The 21,355-nt window shown below is 45.8% G+C and carries 15 protein-coding genes; 1 reads left to right on the top strand and 14 read right to left on the bottom strand.

All coding sequences use genetic code 11. The annotated features are described in order from the left end of the window. Positions 1-2 precede the first annotated feature (2 nt). The 13 genes from TOI97_RS12100 to TOI97_RS12040 form a co-directional block, all read right to left on the bottom strand. On the bottom strand, positions 3-728 hold the full coding sequence (locus TOI97_RS12100; RefSeq protein WP_321554390.1) for a hypothetical protein: 726 nt from the start codon (positions 726-728) through the stop codon (positions 3-5). Between the two features lie 107 nt (positions 729-835). Then, on the bottom strand, positions 836-2,248 hold the full coding sequence (locus TOI97_RS12095; RefSeq protein ID WP_321554403.1) for an SUMF1/EgtB/PvdO family nonheme iron enzyme: 1,413 nt from the start codon (positions 2,246-2,248) through the stop codon (positions 836-838). Positions 2,249-2,372: 124 nt separating this feature from the next. Beyond that, positions 2,373-3,551 (bottom strand): ABC transporter permease, encoded by a 1,179-nt coding sequence (locus tag TOI97_RS12090; protein ID WP_321554402.1) that lies wholly within the window; start codon positions 3,549-3,551, stop codon positions 2,373-2,375. 31 nt (positions 3,552-3,582) lie between these two features. After that, complete coding sequence (locus tag TOI97_RS12085) at positions 3,583-4,278, bottom strand: ABC transporter ATP-binding protein (protein WP_321554389.1); 696 nt, start codon at positions 4,276-4,278, stop codon at positions 3,583-3,585. Next, complete coding sequence (locus TOI97_RS12080; protein ID WP_407651353.1) at positions 4,279-6,162, bottom strand: vWA domain-containing protein; 1,884 nt, start codon at positions 6,160-6,162, stop codon at positions 4,279-4,281. 62 nt (positions 6,163-6,224) lie between these two features. Further along, entirely contained in the window at positions 6,225-7,295 is a 1,071-nt protein-coding gene (locus tag TOI97_RS12075) for a hypothetical protein (protein WP_321554387.1), read from the bottom strand. Beyond that, positions 7,295-10,003, bottom strand: coding sequence for a putative virulence factor (locus TOI97_RS12070; protein WP_321554386.1), 2,709 nt, complete (start codon positions 10,001-10,003; stop codon positions 7,295-7,297). Before TOI97_RS12070 ends, TOI97_RS12075 begins: the two co-directional genes overlap by 1 nt. Then, on the bottom strand, positions 10,000-13,098 hold the full coding sequence (locus TOI97_RS12065; protein WP_321554385.1) for a virulence factor SrfB: 3,099 nt from the start codon (positions 13,096-13,098) through the stop codon (positions 10,000-10,002). Before TOI97_RS12065 ends, TOI97_RS12070 begins: the two co-directional genes overlap by 4 nt. Positions 13,099-13,115: 17 nt before the next feature. Further along, complete coding sequence (locus TOI97_RS12060; protein WP_321554384.1) at positions 13,116-14,636, bottom strand: SrfA family protein; 1,521 nt, start codon at positions 14,634-14,636, stop codon at positions 13,116-13,118. Positions 14,637-14,837: 201 nt separating this feature from the next. Further along, positions 14,838-15,953, bottom strand: coding sequence for an ABC transporter permease (locus tag TOI97_RS12055; RefSeq protein ID WP_321554383.1), 1,116 nt, complete (start codon positions 15,951-15,953; stop codon positions 14,838-14,840). 8 nt (positions 15,954-15,961) lie between these two features. Further along, positions 15,962-17,065: an ABC transporter permease gene (locus tag TOI97_RS12050; protein ID WP_321554382.1), complete on the bottom strand. Its 1,104-nt coding sequence runs from the start codon at positions 17,063-17,065 to the stop codon at positions 15,962-15,964. An 88-nt stretch (positions 17,066-17,153) separates the two neighbouring features. Beyond that, positions 17,154-18,143 carry an HlyD family secretion protein gene (locus TOI97_RS12045; RefSeq protein WP_321554381.1) on the bottom strand — a complete coding sequence of 330 codons (990 nt, stop codon included), beginning with the start codon at positions 18,141-18,143 and terminating at the stop codon, positions 17,154-17,156. A 15-nt stretch (positions 18,144-18,158) separates the two neighbouring features. Further along, positions 18,159-19,463: a TolC family protein gene (locus TOI97_RS12040; RefSeq protein ID WP_321554380.1), complete on the bottom strand. Its 1,305-nt coding sequence runs from the start codon at positions 19,461-19,463 to the stop codon at positions 18,159-18,161. Positions 19,464-19,833: 370 nt separating this feature from the next. On the opposite strand from TOI97_RS12040, the gene TOI97_RS12035 reads away from it, so the two are divergent. Further along, positions 19,834-20,256, top strand: a complete 423-nt coding sequence (locus TOI97_RS12035) for an Hsp20/alpha crystallin family protein (protein WP_321554379.1) — start codon at positions 19,834-19,836, stop codon at positions 20,254-20,256. A 408-nt stretch (positions 20,257-20,664) separates the two neighbouring features. On the opposite strand, the gene tnpC is transcribed toward TOI97_RS12035, so the two are convergent. Further along, the coding region (gene tnpC / locus TOI97_RS12030; protein WP_321554378.1) for an IS66 family transposase at positions 20,665-21,355 on the bottom strand (691 nt) is incomplete at its 5' end.

The raw sequence follows: 21,355 nt of genomic DNA, 5'->3' as shown, positions 1-21,355 counted from the left end.
TTTTATCCTAGTGTGATTGCTGAACGTTGACTAAACAAACCCTCAATTTCATTTTCAAGCAGCGCTACTTTTTGATTCATACGCTCAATTTCTCGATCCATCTGGTTCACTTTATTACCTGCTCCTTCAGCACGCTCTTTTTGTGCTGCCTTCGCATACTCGTCTGCTTTAGCCTTCATGTTTGTCAGGTCTTTATTCAATAAAGCAATATTGCTATCAATGGTTGCCAAGTCCTTATTCGCTTGCGCAATGTCAAGACGCTTACTCGATAGATCTTTCTGAATCTGCGCAAGCTTTGCTTTGTCATCAACAATCACACGTTGCGCCACTTGGGTGCGCTGCACCACACGCTGTGTATCTTCCTGAATATCTTGTGTCATCACTTGTAAACGCTGATTCGTATCAGAGTATTTTGAACGACGATCATCTAAATAGTAATTTGCTCCCATAGCCACGCCACAAGCAGCAATACCTGCGGCTATTGCGCATGCCGCTTTATTACTTGAGTTTGACGCCAAGCATGCTAATACACCTACACCGGCAGCAGCTGCACAGGCTTGATAGCCTGACTTACTAAAGAACTGAGCCGTATCATTATTCGTCAAACGTGGGTCTGCAGAGCTACCCAACATATGACTGCCGGTGGCTGCACAGCCTGATACTAAAATAGCGCAAGACATAACAAAGCTAGCAAGCGTTGTACGATTGAATAATTTACTTTGGTGCATTGAAGCGATCCTTTGACATGGTTTAAATAAACTGTTGATGTTATTTGAGCCTAATTTCTAGCTTAAAAAGGCTATGTTAAAACGCATTCATTTGCTGGCTAACTTATTTATTTTTGCACAGCTAACGCTTTACAATCATTGAGCCACGCGCTCTTTTTTATTTGTTGAGTTTTTAAATAAAACTGCTGATGTTGCCAATGCGTTGTTAAAAATGGCTTCAATGATTTTAAATGAAGATTAGTATCAATGATGTTCTCCATCACTGGCACTTGCTCAGTAAACGCCGACAAACCATAACGCGAAGCCTCAATCAAGCTGCTTGCATAATAATTTTGCAACTTACCTAAGCTATCTTTTTGTGCATCCAACTTCTCTTTAAGACCTGGGCAGCGATCGTTATACATTTCATTGGAGCAGTAATTGCCATAACTGGTTTCTAAATGCTCAACAAACAAGCCATCATCTAACATTTTGGTGCATAAAAACGCTCCTAGCTGTAGGCTTGCTTGAATGGCTTTATTTTCTGATTCTTTCTGCATCTGATTACTGGAGCGCAATTGCCTTTCAACTTTTTCTAACTGCTCTTTTAACGCACTATCTTCTACATTGGCAGTAATCTTCGCCAGATCTGCTGTAGTTTTCTTGCTTCCATCATTTTCATTGCCTGTACCCAATCTTTTCCAACTGTCGTTAATACTGGCTACCCGTTCTCGAGAGGTTAACACTGGCGCTGTTAACACAAGGCGGAAACCATGCGTCTTTTGTGTTTGTTCACCAGTTGCAGAGTAATAAGGCTCCTCACGACGACTAGTATTGGTTATATCGGCTTGCTGAGTAAGGTAGTTACCACCACGCACGATGTACCCACCTGCCTGACCATGGCTGCGATTAATCTTGTTTAAACGAAAGGACTCGAACATCATTTCTGAAGCGTTACCGAGCATATCGTGCAAACCTAAAGGGTTGGGCTTCAATAAACCACTGAGCTGTAACTTACCGTTAGCTGACTGAGCACCGGCAAACCACTCATAACTGTTGATACCTTCCTCCATGGGATAACGCAAATCTCGAAATTCAGAGGTCACAACATTGATTCCACCACGTGCAGCAAACTCCCACTCAACCTCCGTTGGCAGGCGCAAATAGCCCTGTACCCCATCCTCTGTAGGCAGCGATTGTGGAGCATTTTCACGTAACCATAAATTATATTTATCTGCTGCTTGAACAGCGCTGAACCAACTGTTATTAACCACCGGCAAACGCAATTTATTGGAAGACTTTACACAAGCTTCACCTTGCATCGCTTTATATTGCAGCTCGGTCGTTTCATACTTAGCCATCAAGTAATAACGTGACTTATTACCTTTTTCAGTAAAACTTCCAGCAATAAACTCTGGGCGAGTATATTCCACATACCCCCACTCTTCGTTTTTCTGCCCAAGCTCAATCGCATAATCATCCAACGGTCCCGCTACAGGTATCATGACTTTACGAAAGGCCATTGCCCCGCCACAAGGCATGGGCAAGATCACATCATCTTCCAGTGGCGCTGGGTTGTAATGTTTTTCACTCCACGTAATGTCTGCCTGGACGTAACAAGCAAAACTTACCGCAGCACCTAATACTGTCAACTTCAGCAGATTTTTATAGTTCACGTAAACTCTCCGCAGGTTCAATAGCAATAGCGCGTAATGCACCGATGCATGACACCAGTACAGCCACAAACATCGAAAATAAAAGCGCAATCACTGCATGTACCAGAGTGATTTGGCAGCTGAACTCGCTAGTGCTTTGATGCCCGACGAGCAACTGATTAAACAATTCACTGGCAACGAAATACAATCCTAAGCCCGCAATGTAAGCCAGTAAGGTAATCAGTAAGGCTTGAATAACTACATACAGCCCTACCCCTAAATGAGTAAAACCTAGCAACCTTAAAACAGCTAAGTCTTTACGTTTACGATCAATATTCGCTAAAAACGCACCTATTAATGAAGCGATACACCCCACTAACGCAGTAATGGCAATCACTAAAAAGATGAGCGTCAGCACTTGATTAATCGCTTTCACGCTCTCAATCTCAGCCAAACGGCTCCCACTTTCAATATGCCGCTCTGCTAACCAATCGGTCAAAGGCGCAACATCATCAACACTGCTTGCATACAAGCGCACCTTGGAAAAACTTATAGGCCGCTCATGCCTTTCCACCCCTGTTGCTAAGCCCAGTTCAGGCAACTTAAAGCCATCACGAAATGCTTCTAATGCAATGAGTAAAGGTAAGTTTACAAACGCTGCAGGACGAGGAAAGCGCGCTGCATCTAAAACTGCAACCACTTGTAATTGCAACTCACCACGCTCATTGATTTGATTCAACTTGCGCAGTACTCGCATACGCAATGAATCACCTACTTGAACCTTTAAACGCTGCGCTGCGCTATAGCTTAAGATCACTTGCCCTTCGCTTAAATCACTCATAGCCGTATTCAATAACGGATCATGAGCTGCAGTGGGAATCACTTCTGCATTCTCAACAAAATGGCGCTTATCAACCACTAAGTCAGCTTGGGTATTTAATGAACGCGTTTGCCCAATGGCAAAACCCACTTCAGGCATCTGTTGTAACTGCTCAATCCACTCAGCCGTGTAAGCACCACTTGCCAACATTTTCACTTCAAGGTTACGTGGGTCGCTCAACAAATCTTCTTGCAACTGGTTGACCACCCCGTGCTTTAAACCAAACAATAAAAGCAAAGGGGCAATCACTGCGACTAGCGAGGCTGCAATGCAAAATGACACCTTGCGGTCATGCCATAAATCATACATAGCCAGTCGTGCGAGCACGGCAAAACTCAGCTTAGACGAGCGCAAAAGTCGACTCCCCTGGTTCACTGTGTGCTTGTAAAATAGGCAAGTTAAAGGATTTAACCAAAGCCCAGTCATGTGACACAACCAAGGCACTGAGCTGCAACGCATTCACCATGTCTAAAAAAACCTCAAATAAACGTCGAGCACTATGGGGATCAAGCGCTGCTGTTGGTTCATCAGCCAACAGCAGCTGCGGCTCATGAGCTATCGCGCGCAAACAGGCCACGCGCTGACGCTCCCCAATGGATAAAGCACTGGGGCGTTTATTTAATAAATGTTCAAGGTTTAAGGTCACGATCGCTTGCTCGATCCGTTCGCTTTCAGCTGCCAAACCTAAAATACGCCGCGGCAATTGAATATTATCGCGCACATTTAAATAAGGTAAGAGCCCACCGCTTTGTAAAACGAACCCAAGATGCTGTGCACGAATCTGTGCCAATTGACTTTCTTTTTCAGCGCGCTGCAATGCAGCCAAGTCAATACTAGGCTGCCCCAGCTGAAACACCTCAACTTGCTCCGGCTTCAACAGCAAACCCAGTGCCTCCAATAAAGTACTTTTACCGCAGCCACTTTGCCCTGTAACCGCCAGTATTTGCCCAGCAGCCAACTCTAAATGTGGTAGACGCACACAATGTTGCTGACGCCCACGCCCTCGAATCACTGTGAGCCCTGTAACAGTCAGCATTTAAGGCATCATCTCTAAGGGTACAGGGTAAACGTCTTCACGTGAGTCCGCGTCAGCAGTGAGCTTAACCCACCGGTCAACATCAGCATTGTAACGTTGGTAATGACGCAATTTAGTGCTGACATTACGAATAAACTTTTCCTGAGCTAGACCATCCCAGCTTTTCCAAGTCTCTTCGTCAAGATTGAGCACTTCACTTTGATAAGGTAAATCTTCAAGGTATTCACCCATCACGCCCAACTCGGCCAACTTAGTGTTGCCTTGCTGTTGTAACTGATTAGGGTCTGCTCCCATGGTGGCAGCCACCGAACGTAAACGACTGAACATTTCTGCAGGGGAAATTAACCCCTCGTTTGCAGCATCTAAAATCTCTTTCATGATGTCGCTTAAGTCACTGAGCTGCGCTTTAGTCAGTAAAACCCGCACATCTGTCGTGGGAATATTCTGCTGAACCAAATCACGGTCACTGATCCAAGCCTGAAAAACAGGCGGCGCTTTAGCCCCAGTAGTACTACCTAAATACTGCAACTGCATTGCATGACCAATCAAGCGCGCATCTTTCAATAACTGATCCTGCTCATCCATCTGAGCATGAGTTGCACTACCTACCACATCACCGCCTAAGTAAGCTTCTTTCACTTGGCTGGTAATTGCGTTAGCTAATGCATCCACTTTAGCCCCAAACTGATTCACATCACCTGCATCAACTGGATAATACAGCGAGGTATTGGTAGGCGTATAAGTGGATAGTGCTCGATACTGTGCTTCCGCTCGGGCGTGATCCTTTATCCCTGCAGGTGTTTTCAGATGCAAAGTATAAATCGCCACCCCTGGTTTAGTCGCCTCAATGCGTACCTGCTCCACATTTAAGCCAGTTGAACTTAAAACATCATCGCCTTCCATCCCACTGGCATCAGTGATAAGAACGATGTAGCGCGCACCGAACTCGTTCCAGTTCACATCATCAATGGCTTTCATTACACCAGCTAAAGGATCTTCGTACCAATAGGCTGTAGAGACAGTAGCTTGCTTAAGGTCTTTAATTTTGTTTAAAAAATCTGCGCCATCTTTCACTAAGCTGGGGTCTGCATACATCTTAGTTAAATATTCCAAGCCCGGCCGGTCTTTTAAACTGCTGCGAAAAGAGACCAAACCAAACTTTACCTGCTTACCTAGCTGCTCATCTTCAACCCGTTGGTAAATATCTTTAATCGCCTGGCGAGTGCGTTCAATATACGGCTGCATAGATATTGTTGAGTCAATCACAAACACCACTGCGGCACTGAACTCTTTCATTTGCTTGCTCGCATCCGGCGCAGCGCTCGCTTGGTTGCTGCCATCCTCTTTAGAGACAGAAGCAATGTTCAAAATACGTGTACGGAAACCTTCTTCCGTCATCACCTCTTCGCCACTTAAAATTGGTAATAAATAAAACTCTTTTTGCAGATCCACAAAGTACTCAGGCTCTTGAGACAAAATATTGTCCGCCTTCCCCTTCACTTCAAGCAAAGCACGTATCGGTTCCACAGTAGACGCCGGGTCTTCAGAGTCTAAGATCTCCTCCAAGGTACTGCGATCTTTAAAAAACAACAAACGATCACGGTTAGCAGGGTTAGTAAAGGCTAACGACAATTGCATCTTCCAGTCCACGACACAATCACTGGGCAACCATCCAACTGTAGTACCGTAACTATCAGGTCCGACTTTAAGCCACTCACTGCCAGTACTCTGATCACGCTCATAAACATAGAAACGACTAAAAGTTGGTTGTTCCTTACCAGTCCGCTGACCAGCCTGGCTGCTTAATGTGCAACCTGGTGTGGTTAGAACACGCTGATATAATGTTTTCTTACCTTCTTGTAATAAAGGCTTGTCTGCAGCCATTGCAGCTGTACTCAACGCTAATACGCTTATAAGTGAAGCAGCAAGACGCGTCAAAGTCAGTTTCATTGGGTTAACTCCTCAATCCGTTGTGCAGCTTCAGCATGCTCTGGTTCACTTAATAAGACAGTCTCATACCAATACACAGCGGTCTCAACATCGGCTGCTTTAAAACAGTCATTGGCAGCATAAAACTTAGGGTCATATTCTTTAGCATACGCCAAGGCAATCAAACTATCGCCTGACTGTGCACGGTTCGCATACAAACGCTGAGCAATGCCACAATGATTATTGGATTTGGCTTGTTGAATGATGGTCAGTAGATCTTGACTTGATTTGGATTCTTGCAAACAGCTTTGCACAAATTGCAACTCATCCATTTGCCCCATACTTGCACTAGAGCACGGGATAATATCAGCATCTTGCTCATTATGGCTTGCACTTACAGGGGATGCGGCACCACCTAACAGTGACCCTTTTTTCTGAACAAACCACCAAGCCAATCCAGCAATAATCAGCAGCAATAAAAGCCCTAACAAGACCCAAATAGCTGTCTTTGCCTTTCCTTTTTTCTCAACAACTTTTGTTTGTTGCTCTCCGGCCGCCGGGCGCTCTGCAGTCTCTGGCTGAACCTGTGCAACGCTCTCAGTCGCTGTTTCAATTTCAGGCTCAGGCGCTGGCGGCGGCTCTGACTCAGCGGTTTCAACGGCGGTCTCTATTGCTGTTGGGACCTCTGGAGTTGCCAACGCACCAGAAGCCTCATGGGCTTTACTGCCACCCAGTGCTGTACTGGCCAATAACCCGCCTGCTACTCTAACCCGCCCATGATCTTCAAAACCTTCAGCATCACGCAACGTGACATTGTAAGCAGCACTCACATTTTCAATTAATGGATCTAGCAAGTCAGAACCAATATGAATCAATAGATCTTCGTTCACTTGCTCAACAGCGTTTAACTTGAACCAATACTCGCTGTTACTCCATTTACCCGTACTACCATTTAAGTAACCCATATCTTGGTTACGCTGAACCTTGAACTCTAAACCTGACGCTGTACCTTCCCAGCCCTTGATGAGCACTTGCGCCTGACCAGGAATATTGGTTTCAAGAGGTTTTATAGCAACTTTTATACTCATTATACTGACGCCTCAAATTTTGCTAGCACAGCGCCCAAGGCGTTGTTTTGTTCGGGGGTAATATCACTGCCTTCTGCTTGACCAGCATTAGCTTCAGTAGCCTCATGAACAGCGAAAAACCAATCATTTAAATAGCGCCAACTCAACTGTTCTTGTCTGCTCGGGTTTTCTAACAGCTTTGGCAAATCTTCTGGACTTTCTTGCGCATAAAAATCAAACACTGTGCCCGGCTGATTTTGATAGCGAGACGCACGTTCTGCCAATGGCAGCTGCAAATTACCTAACCATGCGACAAAATCTTGTAAAATCATCTGCACAGTCAGCACTTGTTTATCGACCGTTTGCTCTCTACGACTACCCACTTCACTGTGCGCTAACAAAGCATCAGTCAGTTGGTCTTGTAAATTAAAACGGTAACTAGCAATGATGATTTCATTCACTAAATCCGTAACAGCTTCCGGCTTAATAAACAGCGACTTAAGCAGTTGGGTACGCTCAGGAAAACCGCGCAAATGATTGATCCAAGCACTGGTAGCGGCTTTAGCAAAACGGTACTCATTACTATTTTCTTTATTGGCTGCAGGTGTCTGAGTCGCAGTAACTGAAGCTGTTCCTGCCATATTGCTGAAATCAAAACCTTCATCTGCCCCCATAAAGCCAGTAAAAGACGCATCTTCTTCTTGCTCTTCAGGCGCGCTTTCTACTTCATAAATACCACTGAGATAAAGATTACGTAATATCTCGTCAGGTACTTTCATGTAATGCATCAGCTCAGCAATCGAAGCAGCACTAGGGCCGAGTCCCATCAAGATGCTTTGCGCTTTAAGACGCTGCTGCTCGAGTGCTGCATCTCCGTCGGCTTTATACCAGCGCATAAACGTGCCAGTTAAAGATTGATGGAGTTTCTGCCACTGCTCTTCTAAGCGCTCAAGTTTAAAGTCAATATTGGCAATATCTGTGAAACTGCTACTGAAGCGACGAATCCCGCCATCATTTAAGTTCAACATTGCATCCCAAGCCGCAGCAGGCTCAGCAATATGCCGGTTAACGGTATCTGTTGCCAAAAATGCTTGACGCAAAGTGTGTAGCTCATCTTCAGTTTGCGCTACAAACCCAGCCTCATTTCTGTCTTCATCCAACTCAATAAAACTGGTTTTAAGACGTGGCTTGCGCACTAAAAACGTATTCTTAAATGCACCTTGAGTGTCCCACTCTTGCATCCAAGGTAAATTACCAAAACGCTCTGTCATGGTGAGTTTCATCATATTGCCGCAATGTTCCGGAATGTTCACCGCACTTAAATTAAGCCCATTATCAATGAACATATCCATCATAGTTAGCGCCCAGATCAAACCACAGCGGCTATCGCGCTCCTCAGGAGTAGCGCCTTGTGTATTATAAATCCACTCCGTCAAGACAGGCCCAACGGTCACAACTTCACTTTGTTTGCTTGAGCTAGTGCACATCACTAAAGCGCTCATTTCTTGTGATGTCGTGTAACGTTCAAATAAGTAGGCCACCTTACCTCGTAACATCAAGCGCGCTACTGGGCTGCTGTCTGATTCAGCTTCGACAGCATCCTCAATTCGAACCAACTGTTCACGGGTGCGGTAGCCTGGGAAGTCTAATAAATCAACTTTTTTAACAATTTCATCTTGCGGCGCACGCGCCAACGGGAAAACCATTTCAGAAGTTAAAGCAGTCAACTGTGCAGTTAAAACCTGAGTCGGCTGTCCCAGTTGCCCATCCTCCTGCATCGGACGTACATACACCGGGATATCTCGCGGCGTTAAAAGCAAACTCAAGGTATCCACATTCATAATGCTATTGGTTTGCTTAAGTACCCCATTAACCTCCTGCACTAAAACATCTGTGGCTGCATACACGGTTTGCGCTAAACCAAGTTGATGCAATGCTGTGCTAAGCTGAATATAAGCCTGCTTCAGCAATGCTTGCTGCCCCCATACAACAGAAAACACTTCAGCACGTTGAGTAATATTTAAATAAGGAGCAATTTTAATTAAACGTGGCCAATATTTAGCCTCCAACTTGCTCGCCGTATTCTTAGATAACCCACGCATGTAATCTAAAAACGCAACAATATCTTCGGCACTGACACCTGGCACAGGCACACTGGTATCCAGCTGTTCATAAGGCGCTAAGGCTTGCTCAATGACATCATCATTAATTTGGTAGTCAACACGCTCTTGGTCGAACTCTTTAAACCAAGAGTTCGCCAGAATCATGGCAATTTCAATTTCTCTAAACAGACGCAACTGCAAAGGGTAATGATCGTCGACAGCAGGTTGGCTTTGACAAGTGAAACGGGTCACCAACCCTGTCGCTTCTTTACCACTGCCAACGGGGTTGAAATGCTCAATAAAATTCAACCGCACACCACTGCCTGCCTGAGTTTCTAACTGCCCTTGCTCATCGGCGGCCAAAGCTGAAATCAAATACGACTTACCCGCTTGCGACAAACCAAAAAAACCTACCGTCATCGGTGTGCTAGCCACATGCCTCAAACTGCGGGCAAGGTTACGGGCTTGATATAACTTAATGCTTAAACTATCTGCTTCAGCATCCACACGAGGTGCACTAACTCGCACATCGTTAATCCAGTTCAACGCATGAGCTGAACCTTTGTAAATCGCATCCCACTTTGCCACAAGCGCATTTTGCTTGGCTGTTAATGTATTGGAGTTCATTTCACATTCCCACTATCAAGCCAGTAGTTCGTTTCACCTATATCTGTATCCAACATGGTGTTGAGCTGTAATTCAAAATGTCGACGCGCATTAAAGTTGGTGTTACTGCCAGTGCAACTCACTTTATGGATCGCTAAACGATCGCTAGGTACCGCGTAAGGCCCCTTACTACTACTGTTATCATCAATGACTTTAAAACTGATTTTCACCACGGGAATCTCAGTGCTTTGTAACGATGCTTTTGCATATTGCGCACGGCCCTCTTCGGTAAAACGCAAGGTATACAAAGGCGATGCAGCCCAGCGCTGAATTGGAAGTTGACGAAACCCAAGGCGTAAATCCCCTCTAAACTCCAACTCAATAGGATCCCCTTCTTCTGTACCATCAACAGTCGGCAGTTGAATCTTGCCATCGACCGTCTGAATATTGTCATACAACACATCGCCGCCACTGATCTGATTCCTTTTATCAATCACCCCAAAATAGCGGATGGTTGAATACGGCTTAAGATTGCGAGATAGGAAGAAGAAATTCATGATGCTGTATTCTGCCGTCAACATGCATAACATGGCGCCCACCGCAGCAGTGGTCTTCGGGTCTTCAATTAACCCATTTTTATGGAATGGATACCATCCACCGGTGTGATAGTTATGCATCGGCAAAATACGCCCTGGGTGGAGCGGAAGAAGCTTACGCACTAAAGCCTGAAAACCGGGTAAACGAGAAGGCCGACCCGTCAGCAACAGCATGTCGCACGGATACTCATTAATCACTTCACACAATCGAGACAGCGATTCAGTTACAGATATCTGTCCCGATAAAAACATATCGTGCAGCTTACGCAGATCGAAGGTGATCTCAATATCATGCAAATCAAAAACTAAATTTGTGTCACCCAAATGACGGCGCAGCTCCGTTTCAACAAAGCCCTGTACTGATTGACTTGCCGGTGCCGGCATTAACTCAGCAAACTTAAAGATTTGCTGAGTGACTGGCTCTTCTAAGCTGAACTCTTCATACATTTTTAAGATATTGAGCGCGATGGGCACAAATACTTGCAAGGTCAGTTGCTGGCGATAAATTTGATTTTGCATGCTCACTTGATTGTTTCCGCACACCACCGAAGTAAACGCATCAATCTCAAGCTTAGAAGCACCAGCAACACTGAGTGCCCTCTTGAAACTAGGCATCACAAAGGTTTGGATCACATCTAAAACAATATCGTCACCAGCGACTTTAAAACTATCTCGGAACAATTGCTTTGGCACAATAGATGCATTACTACCGGTGCTCTGTCCACGCTCAAGCCGGTATTCAGCCACCACCAAATCTGTCGTACCACCACCAATATCAATGGTCGCTAAAGTGATTTTTTCTGCATCACTATGGCGCTGCTTATCAGGGCGCATGATGGCTTTAAAAAACTGTTCAGGGTGCCCCGCAAAATGCTCGTTAATCTCAGTAAATAAGTACACCAACTGACCGCAAGATGCCTCATCCCATTCCACATTGGTTTTTGGCATTGGCACACTTGGCTCAGGGTTAAAAACACCAGTATCCAGCCCTGCGGTGTAGGGGTTTTCTTCCCCAGTATGCCAGCCCAAACTTTTCCACACTAAAACAATAGCTTCTTCTAAGCGATCACTTAAAATTGCGCGCTCAGCCTGGGCCATACCGGGTGGTACAGTCAGAGTGATGCTATTGAGCTGTCGAGGAATTTCCGTTTGTCCTTGTCGCGCACGTTGTGCAGGACTGTTCATTTGACATAAAGCTTGAGTTAACACTTCGGCTAACATAAAAGTCATCAATGAACTGCGTGAATAATGCGGCACAAAAACGGGAAAGCGGTCATCTTCAGGTAATTTATATAAAGGTTGGCCGTCCTCATCAATCAAATTAGAAAACGGTGCTGCAGTAGCTTGAGCTTCAGAATCATTTTGAATATAAGATGAATTAAAGCGCCAAGGATACTGATGGCGATTCTCATCCCATAAATAACGTTTAGGACTGGATAAACCCGTTGATCCTTCTGTACCTCGACGGCGACTGGCTAAACGACCGGCTTCAGCACCAACACGGGCAATGGTTGGCCATAAAAAAGCATCATTACGACCACTTTTAACAGCATAATTCTCTTTACCAAAAACTGCTTGAGCAAACTCAATGCGGCTTTCAAATGCATCGTTATACACCCGTTCTGGTGCTGATAAGTCACGCAACTGCAAAACGTAATTACTGTTTAAGCGTGAATGGCCTGCACCAAGATTCTCGATCAAAATACCACAGGTGCGTGAGTTCCCCACATCTAACACCAAATCAACAGGTACTACCGCCTTAGAACCGGTAATTGTACTGCTGATCAAACGCACAATAGGCACTTGTAAGCGAGGTTGTGTTGGGCTTTTGTGCACCGTAGTAGGGGCAATCAAACTGAGCAAGTTGAGCATGTGTGCCTGCGGCTCATACAAGCCTAAAGCCTCTTCAAGCTCTTGTGCATCCAGATGTGTTGATCCTTCTTTAAAAATCGCTTCAAGCCAATCATTGACCCAGTCTTGAGTAAAAAACCAGTTAGTCTGCTCAACTCCCATACTGAGTTTAAAGAGCAAACCACTGTTCATATCCGTAGCGCTAGGCGCCAAATAGTTTGCGTACTCATTGTCAGGCATTAATGTGGTATCAAAGGCAATGGTAATGCGGTAATTATTACCATCACTATCAGGCTCATCCAGTTTAACAATGCGCATACGCGCCCAGTTCGATGGCCCTTGAGCATATGTATAGGGGGCTGTAAAACGTAAAAATGGCAACGGTACCCACTGCCCATTAAACAGTTTCAAACTGTCTTCAAGTGGTAAATCATAACTGGGCTGAACCCGTACAATATTATTTGAAATCAGCTCTGCTGTTTTATCGTAATAATAAAAGTCATCTTCAGCGTTATATGCAAGTCGAGTTACAGTTTGATTAGTAGCTTTAACAAACTCCCCACTTGGTTCTCTATTCACTTGCAAATTAAGGCCTAAATCAATGAATTGAATACCCGTATTGCTAACCAGTGTAATAGTGTCTTCAAAGTTTGTAAGTTCAGGCAACATTATTGATCAGTCCCTAATTATTGAGTGTTACGCATCGACATTGGGAAGCGCGTATCGGAATAATTTCCAACACAGTCCGCTGCTGAAGCCGCACCAGGCGCACAGTTAATTTCCGGCATATCAAAACTTGAACCATCGGCACAACGTGCTGGGCTTAAGCTCTGAATCTGCATATTGCCATCCACCATGCGTGCATTGACATCACCGATACAGCGCATACCGTCTGCTGCTTTGACCGTGACTTGACCTTGACCTTTGTTGAATTCATATTCAAGGCGTAACGGCTTACCTGTATTTTTATCTTGAATTCCAGCGCCCGCTTTCCACTTACCATTTAAAAAGTCCGCTTGACCATCCTGTAATTCAGGCGGTATTTGCAACGGCTGACCATTTGGTACAACAGCTCCCGTTGGAGATCCTGTACCTGGCTCGTGTAATGCAGGAGGCTGAGGCACACCGGCATGATCCTCTACATCCATCGGGCCAGAGCGAGGTGTTTGATCGGTAGAGTCTGCGGTTAAATCTGCCTGAGAGCTATCGTTCAGCTCAGGTGCACTAAGCATAGAAGAATCTTGCTCTTTACTCGGCAACTGCGGTAGATCGCCTCCTAACTCTGCTCCGGCTTTCGCGTTAGGGGCACCTGCCTGCGTCCCGCTAAAGCCGGGTACTTTTAACCCACTTAAATTAGCACTTGGAAATTTAGGCATTTCAGGCATAGCGGGTAATTTCATACTTGGCGCACTCAAAGAAAAATCAGGTACACCCAACTTATCTGCCATTGTTGGACTGCACTGCCGCAAACCTAACAATAAAAGCAGTAGCAACAAAAGCAATAATAACCACCATAGCCATCGACGCCACCAAGGCTTTTTCGCCACTTGAACTGGCGCTTCAACGGGCGCGGCTGGTGCAACCGCTGGTGCTATAGGCTCAGTTATGGCCTGATTTAATGCTGTCACAGGGGGGTTGATTTGAGGTGCATCAAAAAGGTGCAGCAAAGGGTCATTAGGCACGTTAGTTTTAGGGTAAACAAACCCCCAAAAAGTAAGAACAGCAAAACCATTAACTAAATAAACATGATGAGCATCTGGCGTGTGCAACACTTTAGAGAGCAACTGAGTAAATACTTGCGGATCGACAGCACCTGATACTGACTTACCTGACTGATTGCGCTCTAAGCGCTGCGCATTAAAATCATCACAATACTCAGAGATTTTCTGTTCTAAGGTGCGTAATTGACGCCTTGCTGATTCACGCTCATTTTCTGTGGCTGAGGACCATGGCACAACATCACCAGGACAGTTACTATACCAATCAATCACATCGCCCATTTGATCCGTTTTAGGAACTGCAAAGTGATCCGCATAAGTAAGGCCTGTCTTCTCATCAATCACACCCAACTTACGTCGTAACGCTTCTCGCAACTGACCGGCAACTCTAAAGACAGGCTGCCCAACTTCACCAAGAGCGCTGTACTCCCCTGCACGCCCTGAGCGCAATAATTTCCCTGTTAATTTACTCAGCACCGAGCCTGACATTGCTCCCCCTGTATATGGTGGCTAAAGCTATCCATTAACAATGGTCAGCAATAGATCTTCAACTATAAATAACGGCTTACTTTAATAAGCGGGGCATTATAACCAAGTCACGTTCATTTTACTTGCCAGTCAACCACTTAACACCTACACAATAGGTATTAAGGTTACACCAGCTATATGAGCGTAAACCTTAAAAATCAACTAATCGGCGCTGTGCCGCCCTACCAATAAGAGCAAGACGAATCCAACACCACCTAATAAAGCAATGTTCAATAAGTAGGGGGCTACTACACTAACACTGGCTCCCATTTGATCCAAACGTACGGAAGCCTGAATCGCAGCCGTGCTAGGAATCAGCCAGCGCACTGCTTGCAATTGACTCGGCAACCCCTCGCTAGGCCAAGAAAAACCAGAAAGAAAATACATCGGCAACGAGCTGAACAACATTACTTGCAAAGCCCGCTCACGCACTTTAAACCACAACCCCAATAAAGCCCCCCACACCACCAAGGTGGGCGCATAAAGCACAATCAGAAGTAAAGTGCCTAAAGTATTACCACCTTTGGCAAAATCCTGCCAAGTAAACAGCCAGCCAAAATAAAACCCCATAACCAGCCATGCTAAGCAACAAAAAGCCAGAATGCGCCCACACCACGCGCTCGGCCGGACCTGCGACTGCTGCTGTTCAACAAGGGTTCCAACAAAGAGCGCAACACCGATCAATAAGGTCTGCTGCAAAATCAAAAGTGCCACTGCTGGCACCACATAACTGGCATAACCCTCACTGATATTGTAGTACGCCTTGGTATGAAGCTTTAGAGGCTGCGCAGCAATCAAAGCTTGCTCTGCCGACATACCTTGTGCGCTAAACTGCTTAATCGCAATACCGGCAGACACAGTTCCCACTGCTTCGGCAAAGCCATACAACACAGACTTGTTTAACAAAAGATAACTGCCATTACCTGCAACAGCTACATGACCTGCCTTATGATGCAATACATCACGCTTTAAGCCAGCGGGCAAAACCATATAACCTTCAATTTGCCCACGCCACAGCGCTTCTTTAGCAGCACGTTCACTCGGTAAAGCACGCACTGAGATTTTTGGGTTTGCTGCAGCAAAACGAAACACTTGCCGTGATAAATCACTCTGATCGTAATCAACAATGGCTGCCGGCACTTGTAGCACTTGCTCTTTAGCATAAGGCCAAGGGTAGAAAAAACCATAAATAATCGGTGCAATCACTACCAACAGCACAACACCTTGATCTTTTAAAACCGCATGCAAGGTCGCTTGAAAAGTCGCCCAAAACGACATGTTCGGCATCAACGTGCACCCCATTTCTCAGGAGATTGCAACGCACGCTGCAACAATGGAATAGTGAGCAGAAAAAGCAGCAAGATCGCTCCACTAAAACCCAGCAACGTCGGCCAAGCGAAATGAACTGACGCGTGCATTTGCAACAACTGCACCTGTAAGCGCGCATGATGCGTATAAGGCAACAGCATCGCCCAAGTATAAGCACCACTTGACATAGCTAGCAAAGGAAAGCCAATTCCACTATACGCAAAAGCCGGCGACGTAATAAAGCCCGCACCGGACAACGCCATTCGTAGCGACAAAGTCAGCAAAGCCATCAATGCGCCCAGCACAATAGACAGCACAACCAACAAACATAGGCTGAATAACACACTGCATAAAGCTGCCAAATTGTTACTGCCCTGCTGTGCAATCAGCCACACACTGACGGCAGACACTAAAGATAATGACAATATAGATGGCATTAACTTCCCCATCAAAGCTAAAGCTCTGACACGCCAACTCAATGTCGAATTGAGCCACTGCCCCAATGTTTTATCGCGCAATTCACGTCCAACACTGTACACACCAGCTGTCATGGCAAAAATATGTAGCAATGCTGGAATCACCACACTGCCTAAAAAAATCTGGTAATCTCCAGCCACATTAAATAAAGCCGTGTTTTGAGCTTGCAATGGTGAGAAACTCGCTTGTGCCTGCTGCACGGGCTGACCTCGGGTCACACGCATTTGCATTTGAATACCGGCAGAGACTGTACCTACCACAGTGGTAACATCCCTTTGAATCAAGCCAGAATGCGTACCAAACTGTGCGTTAACGTTGAGCACCATATGGCCCCCACGCCCACTTTTAACGTCACTATTCAAATTACGGGGTAGATAAATCACCGCGTACACTTCACCGGCTTGCAGTGCAGCCTCTGCCTCATGTGCATCGGCATATTGCCTCGCCACTTTCAACCCTGGCGTAGCATCTAAATAACGGCTGATTTGTCGACTCAAACTGCTATGATCTTCATCCCAGACACCAACTGGCAATTGAAATGGCAGCTGGGCAGCGAACAACCACCAAATGAAAAACACTGACGCCAATGGCAGCCAAAAGATCATGCTACGATCCCAACGGCTACTCAGCAGCCAATGCCACTCACGCTGACAGCTATACAAAAAAGGTTGTTTGGAGCACATCAACGTATCTCTACAGATGAACCAAAACGCTCATACCAGGACGCATACCCTTAATTGGCACAAGCGGACGGGCTTTAACTTCAAAAGTTTTCAGATCAAAACCTGAACTGTTACGGGTCGCACGCCATGTTGCAAAGTCCGGTAAAACTGAGCTGGCATACACAGTAAAGGTAATCGGCTGCGCCAGTTCTGTGCTAGCCAGTGCGGGCAAGGTCCCCTCAAAGGTTGCACCTAAAGAAAATTGTGCAATATAGTCCTCACGCACATTCAGCACCACCCACTGATCGCTTAAATCCACCACTGTAATAATAGGTACCCCTTGCGGAGTGATACCGCCGACTTTACTCAACACCTGAGTCACCTCGCCGGCTACAGGACTTTGTAGGTGTGATTCAGCTTCAGCAATACCCACCTCATCCATGACCCCTTCAACTTGCTTAGCTTGCGCTAGGGCCGCTGCTTTATCTTCCGATCGTGCGCCTGCTCGGGCTAGTTCATACTGCGCTTGAGCTGCTGCTGCTTGATCACGCGTAGCAGCATAATTGGCATACGCCTCATCCCTTGACTGTTGCGAGAGCAAGCCTTCCTGAGCCAGTTTATCCACTCGTTGGAAAGTTTTTTGCCCCAGCACTGCTGCAGCTTGCGCTTGTTGCCATTTATGCTTAGCCATTTCAATTTCTTGCGGACGCGCTCCTTGCTCAGCCTTTTGCAGCATGGCGTCAGCAGCGTCTTGCGCACCCTGGGCTTGCTTTCTCTTAGCATCAATTTCAGGATCTTCTAACTGCATAATGGGTGTACCCACAACAATTTGGTCTCCCTCTTTGACATAGATTGCCTTCACCCGCCCAGCAATTTTTGCTGCAATATCAACGGTTTGCGCATCCATTTGCCCTTGCAACACCACAGGCACAGGGCGACTGGCCTGATACAACCCCCAACCAACCAGTACAGCAAGGACAACCCATATAACAGCAATCAGGAAAGTGCTTTTACGTTGCATATTACTGTCCTTTAATCAAGACTTAACCTGCGTATGTGCAGCATTTAAATATGTTTCAAACTGATCCGGTACTCCTGCACTGGTTAACAGCTGGATCAACGCCTGAATATAGATGTTCGCCGCCTGTGCTTGTTCAGTATGCACCTTCTGTAAACTCACCTGCGCATCGATCAAATCAGACACTGTACTGGTTCCCTCTCGCAAACCAGCTTGACGCAGGCGTAAAAACTCATTGGCTAGCTCAATATTTGCGTCCAAAGCAAAATACGCTTGTCGAGCATCTTGCACCGCACGCCAGTTCATCTCAACCAACACACTGATATCTTCTCTAGCTTGTTGATCGGAGTACTCAGCCTGTTGGATTTTCGCCAACGCAGAACGATTAGCACTGCGTCGGTCCAACGGACTCCACAAAGTCCAATGCACACTGACACCTGCCATACGATTTTTTTGATTGCTATCCAACTGCTGTTGAGCAAAGGCCGTCACTCCAGGCTTCCACAAGGATTCATCGGCTTTATGCAAAGCCTCAGCTTGTTCTTTTTTAGCAGCAACCTTTGCTAGTCCAGGGTGATTCGCCAAAGCTATATCAATAAACTCTTGCAAAGGTGCTAAGGTGCGTTGACTGACAAACAAAGGCGTTGTAGGGCTTAATGCTTGCTCACTTTGCAGCAACCGTTGCAAAGCAATATTAGCGGTTTTGGCTTGATTTATGGCGTGTTCAGCGTCTCGCTTTGCTTCTTCTAAAGCCACCTTTGCTTGCAAACGCTCCACCCGTGCAATCATACCCTCCTCCAACATCCGTTGTGCAGTATGGTCATGATTCATAATGGCCTGCAATGCTTCTTGACGTAAACTCGCCGCTTTTTGCGCCAATTGTGCACCAAAGTAACGGCTCACCAACTCGGTATACACCATACTGTTAGTGCTGCGCATATCTGCTGCAGCCTCATCGGTTTGTGCCGCTATAAAGTCTTTAGTAGCTGTGATTTTTCCACCGGTATAAATCGGCCAAGCCACCAAGGCATTGACAGTTTGCGCATTACCTTTACGTCTAATTTCAGTATTAGGTAACTGAATTGCACTGGGTAAATGCAAACTACCACCCGATATATTTTCAATGGCAGTCCTGGCAGTTTTATTTAAGTTCACTTCAGCATCGAGGTTGTAGTGGATGCTATCAGCGGCCAAAATTACGGTGGGCGCACCTAAATGAGCCACAGCCTCTTGACGAGCAGTCTTACTCTCCAAGTCAGCTTGTGCTGCAGCCAACTGCCAAGAATAGTTAAACAACATCGACTGCGCTGCTGAAAACGACACGGACTGAACCGTATTCGCTGTGTACTGCTGCACATTCAACAAGGTTTGGGCCACACTCGCTGTACTGGCGACAAGGCAACTCGCAATAAAAAAGCAGCACACCCGAGCCAATTTGCCTAATGTATTTATGCTCATAGGTTTTACAACATAAGGGAGTAATTATTCCGCACAGCATAGCAACACTGCAACGCAACAGGAACTTGCAGCAACATTAAAATCATCGCGCGTGGAACAAACCACATATAGGTGCTGTATGAAAGTGTATGACGCACATTTTATAGATCAATTATTTTTGGTATAGCCAGCTCTTGAAATATATTAATTAGACACTATATATATAGACATACTTGAACCACAAAGGAGAATTTTCATGAGCATGTTTCCTACACGCAATCGACTGTTCGACGAATTAATGGGTGATCTAGGCGGTTTTTACATCAAACCTCTACATGGAGAGCCGCTCCCACAAAGCATCAAGTTGGATATCGAAGAAGCTGGTGACGTTTACAACGTTCAAGCCGAGTTACCTGGTGTAAAAAAAGAAGATATCCATGTCGATATTGATGGTGCTGTAGTCAGTATCAAAGCAGAAATTCAGCAGAAGAATAGCACTAGTGAAGACAGTCGCAACCTGCGTAGCGAACGCTACTACGGTAGTGTTTCACGCCGCTTTGAGTTGCCAACGGAAATCGATCTAGAGAACGCACAAGCTAGCTACGAAGAAGGCTTGCTGCACTTGGTTCTACCTAAGCGCAAAGTTGTGGAAAACAGTCGCAAGCTCAACGTTAAATAAATCCATAACTTAAACTACGCCGCCCCAATTAAGGCGACGTAGTTTACATTATGCAAAGTGGCAAAATACCCCCTACATACTCAACTTTAAGCCACTAGATTTAAACTTTATAAATTATATCTATCCCACCAAATCCATCAGCTCGTAGTTATCCACCTTTCATAGCTAACTGTTACTAGTTTGGCATACACCACAACCTCACGGCAGACACCAATGCCTGAGCAAACTCCTTTTCAGTATTTGAATCAGCAATCACATAGTCATACACGTGCTTACTGGTCTTTTCGGTGACTCTAGCAAAGTCTTGTCTTTCTTGTCTGGCAGTTAAAACCTCACTGCCTGCGCAAGTTTACTCAGTTACAGCGTAAGCGCCCTTAAATCAGCACCCTTGTAAACTAGGCACTTAGCTTAACCCAGTTCTACATTCCAGGGCAGCAGGGCTTCTAGTTTTTCTAATGTGTCAGCGACAGCTATGTGATCAAGAATGTGCTTGATGTAGGCTTGTGGATCGAGGTTGTTAGCTTTGGCGGTTTCTATCAGTGAGTAACAAGCGGCGCTGGCTTCTGCGCCTTTGCGTGTGTCAGCGAACAACCAGTTTTTACGGCCAATGGCAAAGGGGCGGATGGCGTTTTCGGCCATGATATTGCTGATCATCAGGTCGCCGCGCTCGCAGTAGCCAATGAGGTATGACCATTGGTTTAAGGTGTAATCGATGGCTTTTTTCAGCGCGCCACCTTTCATCACTTTGCCAGCGTTTTTATCAAGCCATTGTTTAAACTCGTTGAGTATTGGCACGCTGATTTCTTGACGCGCTTTTAAGCGCTCCTCATCCGTTTTGTCCGCGATGTTGCTTTCTACGCGATAAAGTTTGCGGATATAACTGAGCGCCACATCAGTTTTACTCACTGTGCCTTTCTTGGCTTTAGCTTTAGAATCAGCGCTTTTATCGGCCTCAACAAATTTACGTCGTGTGTGGTCCCAGCAGCCAATGCGCGTAATCGAGTTGGCTGTGCAGACCGCGCTATAGCCAGAATAGCCATCGGCTTGCAGCACGCCTTCAAAATCATCTAGCAGGCGCACAGCCACACTGCCTGCACGT

The organism is Denitrificimonas halotolerans (assembly GCF_034259425.1).
Lineage (GTDB): Bacteria > Pseudomonadota > Gammaproteobacteria > Pseudomonadales > Pseudomonadaceae > Denitrificimonas > Denitrificimonas halotolerans.
The sequence above is the reverse complement of the archived record's forward strand: the minus strand, read 5'-3'. Positions and strand labels throughout refer to the sequence as shown.

Bases quoted from the DNA above. Each gene is read 5' to 3' on its own strand.
- TOI97_RS12045 (WP_321554381.1), bottom strand. From the start codon at position 18,143: ATGCAACGTAAAAGCACTTTCCTGATTGCTGTTATATGGGTTGTCCTT.
- TOI97_RS12050 (WP_321554382.1), bottom strand. From the start codon at position 17,065: ATGATCTTTTGGCTGCCATTGGCGTCAGTGTTTTTCATTTGGTGGTTG.
- TOI97_RS12095 (WP_321554403.1), bottom strand. From the start codon at position 2,248: ATGCCTTGTGGCGGGGCAATGGCCTTTCGTAAAGTCATGATACCTGTA.
- TOI97_RS12060 (WP_321554384.1), bottom strand. From the start codon at position 14,636: ATGTCAGGCTCGGTGCTGAGTAAATTAACAGGGAAATTATTGCGCTCA.
- TOI97_RS12100 (WP_321554390.1), bottom strand. From the start codon at position 728: ATGCACCAAAGTAAATTATTCAATCGTACAACGCTTGCTAGCTTTGTT.
- TOI97_RS12075 (WP_321554387.1), bottom strand. From the start codon at position 7,295: ATGAGTATAAAAGTTGCTATAAAACCTCTTGAAACCAATATTCCTGGT.
- TOI97_RS12070 (WP_321554386.1), bottom strand. From the start codon at position 10,003: ATGAACTCCAATACATTAACAGCCAAGCAAAATGCGCTTGTGGCAAAG.
- TOI97_RS12055 (WP_321554383.1), bottom strand. From the start codon at position 15,953: ATGTCGTTTTGGGCGACTTTTCAAGCGACCTTGCATGCGGTTTTAAAA.
- TOI97_RS12065 (WP_321554385.1), bottom strand. From the start codon at position 13,098: ATGTTGCCTGAACTTACAAACTTTGAAGACACTATTACACTGGTTAGC.
- TOI97_RS12080 (WP_407651353.1), bottom strand. From the start codon at position 6,162: ATGGCTGCAGACAAGCCTTTATTACAAGAAGGTAAGAAAACATTATAT.
- TOI97_RS12085 (WP_321554389.1), bottom strand. From the start codon at position 4,278: ATGCTGACTGTTACAGGGCTCACAGTGATTCGAGGGCGTGGGCGTCAG.
- TOI97_RS12090 (WP_321554402.1), bottom strand. From the start codon at position 3,551: ATGTATGATTTATGGCATGACCGCAAGGTGTCATTTTGCATTGCAGCC.
- TOI97_RS12035 (WP_321554379.1), top strand. From the start codon at position 19,834: ATGAGCATGTTTCCTACACGCAATCGACTGTTCGACGAATTAATGGGT.